5 protein-coding genes and 2 pseudogenes are annotated in these 8,486 nt (G+C 66.4%); 4 read left to right on the forward strand and 3 right to left on the reverse strand.

All coding sequences use genetic code 11. The features are described 5' to 3' along the window. Positions 1–94 precede the first annotated feature (94 nt). Positions 95–715, forward strand: a pseudogene (locus ACZ7HQ_RS44175) (IS5 family transposase); the annotation flags it as partial. An 84-nt stretch (positions 716–799) separates the two neighbouring features. Next, entirely contained in the window at positions 800–2,335 is a 1,536-nt protein-coding gene (locus ACZ7HQ_RS44180) for an ISL3 family transposase (protein WP_471002968.1), read from the forward strand. Positions 2,336–4,086: 1,751 nt separating this feature from the next. Here the strand turns inward: ACZ7HQ_RS44180 and ACZ7HQ_RS44185 are convergent. Together ACZ7HQ_RS44185 and ACZ7HQ_RS44190 are read right to left on the reverse strand one after the other, a co-directional pair. Then, positions 4,087–5,718 carry a carboxylesterase/lipase family protein gene (locus tag ACZ7HQ_RS44185; RefSeq protein ID WP_471002971.1) on the reverse strand — a complete coding sequence of 544 codons (1,632 nt, stop codon included), beginning with the start codon at positions 5,716–5,718 and terminating at the stop codon, positions 4,087–4,089. A 72-nt stretch (positions 5,719–5,790) separates the two neighbouring features. After that, complete coding sequence (locus tag ACZ7HQ_RS44190) at positions 5,791–6,429, reverse strand: transposase (protein WP_471002974.1); 639 nt, start codon at positions 6,427–6,429, stop codon at positions 5,791–5,793. A gap of 72 nt (positions 6,430–6,501) precedes the next feature. Between ACZ7HQ_RS44190 and ACZ7HQ_RS44195 the strand changes: the two are divergent. Together ACZ7HQ_RS44195 and ACZ7HQ_RS44200 are read left to right on the forward strand one after the other, a co-directional pair. Next, positions 6,502–6,790 (forward strand): annotated as a pseudogene (locus ACZ7HQ_RS44195) (ISAs1 family transposase); the annotation flags it as partial. A 338-nt stretch (positions 6,791–7,128) separates the two neighbouring features. Beyond that, on the forward strand, positions 7,129–7,401 hold the full coding sequence (locus ACZ7HQ_RS44200; protein WP_471002977.1) for a hypothetical protein: 273 nt from the start codon (positions 7,129–7,131) through the stop codon (positions 7,399–7,401). A gap of 41 nt (positions 7,402–7,442) precedes the next feature. Here the strand turns inward: ACZ7HQ_RS44200 and ACZ7HQ_RS44205 are convergent, their stop codons facing one another. After that, positions 7,443–8,330 carry a hypothetical protein gene (locus ACZ7HQ_RS44205; RefSeq protein ID WP_471002980.1) on the reverse strand — a complete coding sequence of 296 codons (888 nt, stop codon included), beginning with the start codon at positions 8,328–8,330 and terminating at the stop codon, positions 7,443–7,445. Positions 8,331–8,486: the final 156 nt, after the last annotated feature.

Genomic DNA, 8,486 nt, shown 5'->3' on the forward strand with positions numbered 1-8,486 from the left:
CCCCCCCCCCCCCCCCCCCCCCCCCCCCCCCCCCCCCCCCCCCCCCCCCCCCCCCCCCCCCCCCCCCCCCCCCCCCCCCCCCCCCCCCCGGGACCTGTATGAGCTGGGCGCGCGAGACATCGCGAAACCACTGATCCCGCAAAGCCAGATGCGGCCGCAGGACGGTGGGAATCAGGACACGCCTGATGAGACGGTGTTCGCGGCCATCGTCTACGTGCTCGTCAGCGGTTGCGCTTGGCGCGCGTTGCCACTCTGCTTCGGCATATCGAAGTCGACCGACCATCGCAGGCTTTATGGCCTGGTTGCGGGCCGGTGTGCCGGGCCGAATGTACGAGAAGATCGTGCACCGGCTCGACGACGCCGGTCTGCTCGACCTGTCGCGCGCTGTTCTCGGCTCCGCCCACGCGAGGGCGAAAAAGAGGAGGCGAACACACAGGTCAGCCGCCTGGACCGGGGCAAGCCGGGTTCCAGGACGCACTTACTGTCGGACGCGAACGGACTGTCGCTGATCGTCGGCGTCTCCGCATCAAACGTCCACGACAGCGTCGCGCTGAAGCCCATGGTCACCGGCCACCGAACGAGACACGACTCTCACCCCGGCCGGTACTTCAAGCCCAGCGCCTGCACGCCGACAAGACGTACGACGTTCTTCACCGGCGCCGAATGGTTACGCGGCAAGCACATCGGCGTCCGCATCGCACGCAAGGGCGTCGAATTCAAGCGTGACGGGGACTGTAAATCGTTCGGGTCTGTCCCGTAGTCGGTGGTGACGTTGGGTGCTCACCAGTGATCATGGGGCGTGGCTGATGTCAACTCCCTTGTGGGCACCGTGTTTTCCGGCCTGTCGCCGCTGGTCGTCGAGGATGTGTCGGACGGTGGTGAGAAGGTACTGGTCACAGCGCGGACTCGGGACGGTGCCGTGTCTTGTCCGGTGTGCGGGACCCCGACGGCGAGGGTGCACGGGTACCACGGCCGGACGGTGGCGGATGTTCCAGTCGACGGACGTCAGGTCATCATCCGTCTGCGGGTCCGTAGGCTGGTCTGTCCGGTTCTGGGCTGCCGACGGCAGACCTTCCGCGAGCAGATTCCAGGACTGTTGGAGCGCCATCAGCGCCGCACGGTGCGGCTTGCCTGGCAGATAGCCCAGGTGGCACGGGAGTTATGCGGCCGGGCGACCGCCCGGCTCGCCCGCCTGCTTGCCGCGCCCGTTTCCCGCAGCACCGCACTGCGTCATCTGCGACGCCTACTGGTGCCGAAGTCGCTGGTTCCGCGGGTGATCGGCGTGGACGATTTCGCCCTGCGCCGCCGTCACCGCTACGCCACGATCATCACGGATGCCGAGACCGGCAGACGCGTCGCGGTGCTGCCCGACCGCGAGGCCGCGACGCTGGAGTCCTGGCTGCGCGAACATCCTGGTGTCGAGGTCGTGTGCCGGGACGGCTCGGCCACCTATGCCGAGGCCGTCCGCCGTGCTCTGCCCAACGCGGTGCAGGTCAGCGACCGGTGGCACCTCTGGCGCAATCTCTGCGACAAGGTCCTGCTCGAGGTCCGCGCCCACGCCGGCTGCTGGGCCACCATCAACCCGCCCCGCCCGGGCGGAGTGCGCGAGCAGACCACCCTCGAACGCTGGACCAAGGTCCACGACCTCCTGGGCCAAGGCGTCGGTCTGCTCGACTGCTCCCGCCGTATGGGCCTGGCCCTGAATACGGTCAAACGTTACGCCCGCATGCCCGAACCCCAGCCCCTGCGCATCACCCCCGCCTACCGGCCGACCCTCGTCGATCCCTACCGTGACCATCTCCGTGCCCGCCGTGGGGCAGACCCCGCAGTCCCCACCACTCAACTGCTTCGGGAGATCCGGGAGTTGGGTTATGCCGGCAGCGCCAACCTGCTGGTCCGCTACCTCAACCAGGGCCGCGCCGAGGGCGACCGTCCCGTGACCACCGCGCGCCACGCCGGCCGACTCCTCCTCACCAACCCCGAAAACCTGCGCCCGAAGGAGGCCGTTCTGCTGGAGAAGGTCGCCGCAGCCTGCCCGGAGATGACCGCACTCGCCGATCCCGTACGCGGCTTCGCCGCCCTGCTGAAACCGGCCGAGGGCAACGACACGAAACTCACCGAGTGGATCACGGCCGCCCGTGCCGTCGGCCTTCCCCACCTGCGCAGCTTCACCAACGGCCTCGAAATCGACCGGCCCGCCGTGGACGCCGGCCTCACCTTGCCCTACCACAACGGCCGCACCGAAGGCGTGAACACTCGCACCAAGAGGATCATGAGGCAGATGCACGGACGCGCCGGATTCGACCTCCTCCGCCACCGCATCCTCCTGCCCTGATGAATACCCACAGTCACCACCGACTACGGGGCAGACCCAATCGTGGCTCTGGCTCACATCCGGTGGTAACGCAGAGTCATGCCGCACCCATGAAGCTGACGTTCCGGAAACTCTGCAGGCCAATCGGCTCTCGTTGCATCCGAGCGCGGTGTCGCCTCGGCTGCCGGATGTCTGCCGAGTCCGGGACGGTCACCCCCGAGGTCCGGGGTGCGGGCCGACAAACCCCCAGCTCAGGGCGCCCACCAACGGCTGATCCGTACAGACAGTGATATCAACAACACACCGTCACCACCGGATGTGAGCCAGAGCCGCTTGTTTGACAGACCCGCGTGACGAGGTAATGGGCGGGCTCGCCGGGGTCAAACAGCCGCGGCGAGCCATCACCCAGCGGTGGTGGATCCCCACTTCGGGTTGTGGGCGGACGGCGTCCGCGAGGTCCGTCAGCGCCCGTCCCATCTCCGAGGTGACGCTGCCACCAGCTCAGCCACCGGAAGTGACGCGGTGAGGTCAGGAAGAGTCCGGCCGTGGCCCCCGACCAACAAGCCCTGCTACACCCGCGACCGCCAGCCACTGTGCTCTTCAGCGGACACCCCCCGCAGTGAACAGCCGCCAGACGTGGACTGGGCCTCTACGGCCTCTACCTGCGGAAGCCCCCAACTTCTGCGGAGCAGCCGTCACCCGATCGGTGGCCACTCTAAAAATGCATCAAGCAGGTACATCCCGGGCCTGATGAGCGTTCCGTGCGCGGTTGGCTGAGTCATCAGCAGCTTGTCGCTTGTCTTGTCACGTTTTGATCCCCGGTCAGGACGTCCAGCCCCTTCCTCGGCCGCTTGGCGCGACACGTGGCCGATCCAGGGGGCGTGCGGCTGCCATGCCACCGGAGATTCGCCCCGCCCGGCAGGCATCACGTCCTGTCAGATGCCGCCTGCCGGGCCGAGGACTTGGCCCCCTCGGATGCCCACCCCCGAGCGCATCGGGAAGCACTCTGCAGTGGAACAGGGCCAACGCCATAATGCGCCACGCACTGCGAGAGCACATCCCAGCCGAAGCCATACGAGTGCCCACTTCCCACCCCCGGTTTTAGCGAAGGGCGGAGGGAAGAACGGCCCGGCCGAAGCGGCCGGGCCGCCCAGGCGGCGTGAACAGTCTCGGAGTCGACCTGAACCGCCTTCCGCGCCGGCCCTCTCATGCTGAGGCCGACACGGCCGCCCGCGGGGAAGGGACACCCGGTAAGAAGCCTCTCCTATCAGAGCCCACCGCCGACGAGCCATGACGCCGGACCCGCCAGCGCCCGGAATCTCTACAGTTGCAACTCTTGGATGCCGTGAACGCAGCACAGACACCGCACCGGTCTTTGCATACAGAACCAGCGAAATACCCCATCACCAAACGCATGCGGTTGCCAGGATGTGTCCTCACGGCAGCGCTGAGGCAGGGCGCTCAGGAACGGTAGGACAAAACCCGGCACCGGGCTACGGGACCCAGCAGGACCCAGACCTCAGGCCACGCGGATGAAACAGCACACCGCGGCGAACACCGGTCCGCCGGCGCACCGGCGGGCGGTGGAGGTGGGCCGACGCGTACGTCACGGACTACCGCACGCACCGCCGGCTCATCGAGGACTTGCAGCCGCTGCGGGCGAGCACGATGAGTAGGCCGGTGATCAGGCTCCGCGACATCGTCCGGTACGGGCGGAAACAGCGATCAGAGCGCGCTCGGACGGACCGTACTCGAGCCCGGCCGCGGCCGGCTTACTGGGAGGCGGTGTCCCACAGACCGCAGTGGTGGGCGGTCCGCACTTCCGCTGTCGCGGTGTTGCCGCCGGCGGATGCAGTGCGCAGCTGAAGCACGCGGCGGGGGTGTGCGCTTTGCGCTGGCATGACCGGCTGGTGCTTGGCTGTAGGGGCCAAGCCGTGGATGAAGGATCCCCAGTAGGCCGTCATCTGTGCGGACAGGGCCTGCTGCTCGGCGTTGAAGTGCGCGGTGCGTCCGTAGGGCTTGAAGAGATAGTTCAGTTCGGCTGCGTGAGTTGCGCCGAAGTCGAAGTCGGCGTGCTGCGGCAGGTTCGCGGACAGTGGGGAGGTGCGGTCAGCGAATTCGTAGGCGTAGACGCGTCCGCGCGTGGAGAGGCGCTGGTCAGTGCGCAGCGCCGGGCAGGCGAAGAGCTGGTCACCGAAGGCAGCGGCGTAGGCATAGTCGGGCCGGGCGTAGGCGTTGAGCGGGTACTGGGCGAGCGCGCGCGTACCGGCGCTCTGGCCGAACGCCGAGACGAGGGCCTTGGGGTAGGCGTCGGCGGTCAGCGGCTGGCCGAAGCGGTCGAAGCTGTCGTAGGTGAAGGACAGGCCCTCGTTGCTGTTGGCGCCGTTCATGACCGGCACGTGGGAGGCGCGGCCTGTGGTGAACGCTGCGAAAGGCTGTAGAGGGAGTTCAGGACCGCCGATGGTGTAGTTCCATTCGTGGAAGATACTGGTGCCCTGCTGCGCTTTGAGGATCTCCTTGGTGGTTTTGGTGCGCAGGCAGGCTGCCGCGCTCGCTGGGTGGGTGCAGCCCAGTTTGGCGGCGAAGGCAAGGCCGACGGAGACGGCATCCTTGCGGCTCTTGCCGGCGCAGTCGAAGAAGGCGCCGCTTTCGATGATGGCTGCCCGGTACAGGCCGCGGCTGGCCGGGGAGGCGAGCTGGGTGCAGACCGCGCCACCGCCCGCCGACTCGCCGGCGAGGGTGACACGCGCGGGGTCACCGCCGAAACGGTTGATGTTGGCCTGCGTCCAGCGCAGTGCCTGCTGCTGGTCGAGCAGAGCGAAATTGCCGGTGGTGCCAGGCAGAGTGAGGAAACCCATCGCGCCGAGACGGTAGTTCAGCGTCACGACGACCGTGTTGGTCCTGCGCGCGAAGGTGTCGGCAACGATGTCACGTCCCGCGCCGCCCACGTTGCCGCCACCGTGAATGAACACCAAGACGGGCAGCCTGCCCGCATGCCGCTGGGCAGGCGGGGTGTAGACGTTGACATCGAGGCAGTCCTCGGCAGTTTGATCCTTCTCGTAGCCCGGTATCCAGAAGGCGCCCTGCGGGCAGTTGTTGCCGAACCGGGTGGCGTCCTTGACGCCCTTCCAGTGGGCGGCGGGTTTCGGCGCGCGCCAGCGCAGAGTACCGGTGGGTGCCTGGGCGTAGGGGATGCCGAGGAACTGCCGTCCTTGATCGGTGCTCTTGCCCCGTACCCAGCCATTCGACGTCCGCACAAGGACACGCCCACCCCCCTCGGCACTCGGGTGGCTGTTCTGGCCGGCCTGAGCCGGCCGGGGCACCAGAGCCAAAGCCGCGACAAGCACAGGGAGTAAGACCCGGCGGCTCCTGCCTGAAAGCTTCACGGGAAAAGTCATCTTCATGGATTCCTCCTGGTCGGCAGGGTGCCCGCATGAACGGCGAGCACCCAGACAGTAGACGACTAGGGTCCGTCTTCAAACGGATCTTGCCCAGAGTAGGAACGACGCGAGAGTGACCGCTGCCTCGTAGGAGGTGGTGGTCTTTTCGTATCTGGTGGCTATGCCGCGGAAGCCCTTGAGCCGGTTGAAGCAGCGCTCGATCATGTTGCGTCGGCGGTAGATCTGCCGGTCGAAGCCGGGTGGTCTGCCGCCGTGGCGGCCGCGGTTGTAGCGATGCCGTTGTTGGTCCGCCTTGTCGGGGATGGTGTGTGCGGTGCCGCGTTTGGGCAGGTAGGGGCGGAAGCCACGAGAGCTGTGGGCCTTGTCCGCGATGACGTGGTCAGGCCTGCGGCGTGGTCGGCCCAGTCCGGCGCGGGGAACGCGGATGCGTTCGCGGGCGCGCTGGGTGAGCTGGTGGCGAGCATGCAGGACGACCCGGACGGGCCGTTCGGTGCGCGCTGCTTCACCCTGACGCTGCGGCGATCGACCGGGGAATCTGCGCCCCCTACCAGATGGTGTGTGGACATCACCGACATCCAGCTCCAGGCCGCGCAGCTGCTGGGCGCTGAGGGCCGTTCGGATGAGGTCCGCGGGGCGCGGCTCGCGGCGCTGCAAACCGCGCTGGTGAAAGCGTCCTCGGGGGAGGACTTCCGGCGCGCCCTCGTCTTCCACCACCTGGTCAGGATCCCGGTGGCCGACCCGGTCACGGTAGATTGTGCCCCGCGAACCGGCAGGCCCTCGGTACGCGAGACCGTCTACGCCATCACCGACCTGCCCGCCGAGGAAGCGAACGCAGCCGAGATCGCGTCCTGGGCTCGCGGCACTGGACCGGGGAAAATACCGTCCACTGGTGTCGAGAAGCCACCTTCAACGAAGATAAGCCCCAGGTCAGGACCCACAACACGCCCGCCGTACTCGCTGCCCTCCGCGACCTGATCCGCAGCGCGCTCAAGCTCGCCGGCTACGTCAACACCGCCGCCTGACGACGAGCCCGCCCGAACGCCCCCGCGTCCTCGCTCTCTACGGCATCACATGATCAAACCGGACGATCCAGGCACTCGCCGGGCCCTGCTCAGACTGGTGCGCGGGGCACGCGCTGGCCGCGGTATAGGCCAGCACATCGCGGCCATGGCCTCTGAGCCGCGCCCCCAGCCGGCTGCCACCTCTCGCCCACGCGGTACGGGTGCCCTCCCAGCCCAAGCCGAGACCAAGCCCCGACAAGACGACACGGTCGGCACACCCCTCCCTCTACCCACCACAAGGGTCCGGGTGAGAGACGCCGAGACGACGCCCCTCACCCGGACCCACCCACTGACACTCCAGAACCAGCCCCCACCGAGCCACCGGCCCAGACGCCAGCGTCAACTACTCGACGTGGTCATTCCGACGCTGATCATCCCGGCGCTCGTCCCGGCGCTGGTCATCCTTGCGCTGGTCATTGCGCTGGTCATCCTTGCGCTGGTCATTGCGCTGGTCATCCTTGCGCTGATCCTCAGTAGCCACCGAGTGACCATCGCCCTCGTGGGCCCCGGACTCCCCAGCCGTGCGGTTGGCCTTCCCGAACGCCTTATCCCCTGCGGAACCATCACCGGCCAGCGGTTCATCATGAGCGCGCGGAGTATTAAGAAACTTCACAAAATCGACTAACGACATGTTCCGCCCCCGCACTTGGTCTCTCAACTTATCCACTACCTCGGTCCCCTTAGCAGAGCGTCCGTATTGTTGCTCCACCACCCTCTTGCCATAGTTAAGCGCCAGATTCCATTGCGCCTGCGAAATACCCACGGGTGCCCCCCGAAATCAGATGTGCGTGTCGGGTTGTGAGAGTTGAAGGCCACGTGCACACTTTCCCACACGCCGCGAGGCGTGTAACTATTCCCCTCGACCACCCAATTCCCATTGATTTTCAGTTTGCCGTAGTCGACACCCGGCTGATATTTGAAATAAATTCGCCGCAGGAACTCCTCTTTCGGGCCGTAATCAGAGTACTCGCCAGCAGCATTACCGATATATTGGTGACTATCAGTGACTGCGGCATCCAGGGCGTGCCTTAGGTCCTTGAACCCCCAGTTCTTGGCCGCATTTTCATCACTGCCGGCGGCGGTGTACTTGTCGTGCTCCAAAAGCCGTACCTCGAACATGCCATTAGCATTCAGACTACCACGTCCCGTACGGCCCAGGAGTGAGGAATCATTCCGTGCCTGGTTCCGGGCATCCTCTAGGGAGTTAAACCCATATAACCGCGCGTTGTCTTCGGTGAATTCTGAGTCTGACAGTGTTAGAGGGTCTCTTACGGTCTGTCCTGCGGGGTGCAGAGGATCATTGATGTTTTCTCCGCCGAGAATTTGCCTGTCACGGCCAGTCGCCCTCAAGGGTACGTGCAGTTTACCTTTCGAGTCGATGTTCAGCAGGGGAATCTTGATATGCGCGTCGGCGGAAATCTCATCAGAGGTCATCTTTGCGTTGACCCCTGCATCAAGCGGTGTCCATGGATGCTCCGTGCCATCGGGATCGACAGTCGTGAGTGTCGGCGCAAATTTGGCGCTGCCTTCAACGCTGTCGGTGTACGAGTTCATGTGCAGAGTGAAGTACAAGCTCAAGTGCAGAGTGACGTACGAAGTTGTGGCCGGGGGGGGGGGGGGGGGGGGGGGGGGCGGGGGCGGAGGGGGGGGGGGGGGGGGGGGGGGGGTGGGTGAGTTCTACCGCGCCGCCGCGAGCGACGCGCGGTTTGT

It is taken from the genome of Streptomyces sp. NPDC037290, assembly GCF_055603245.1.

What these genes read in the sequence shown, in the direction of transcription:
- ACZ7HQ_RS44185 (WP_471002971.1), bottom strand. Translation starts at nt 5,718, where the DNA reads ATGAAGATGACTTTTCCCGTGAAGCTTTCAGGCAGGAGCCGCCGGGTC.
- ACZ7HQ_RS44205 (WP_471002980.1), bottom strand. Translation starts at nt 8,330, where the DNA reads ATGAACTCGTACACCGACAGCGTTGAAGGCAGCGCCAAATTTGCGCCG.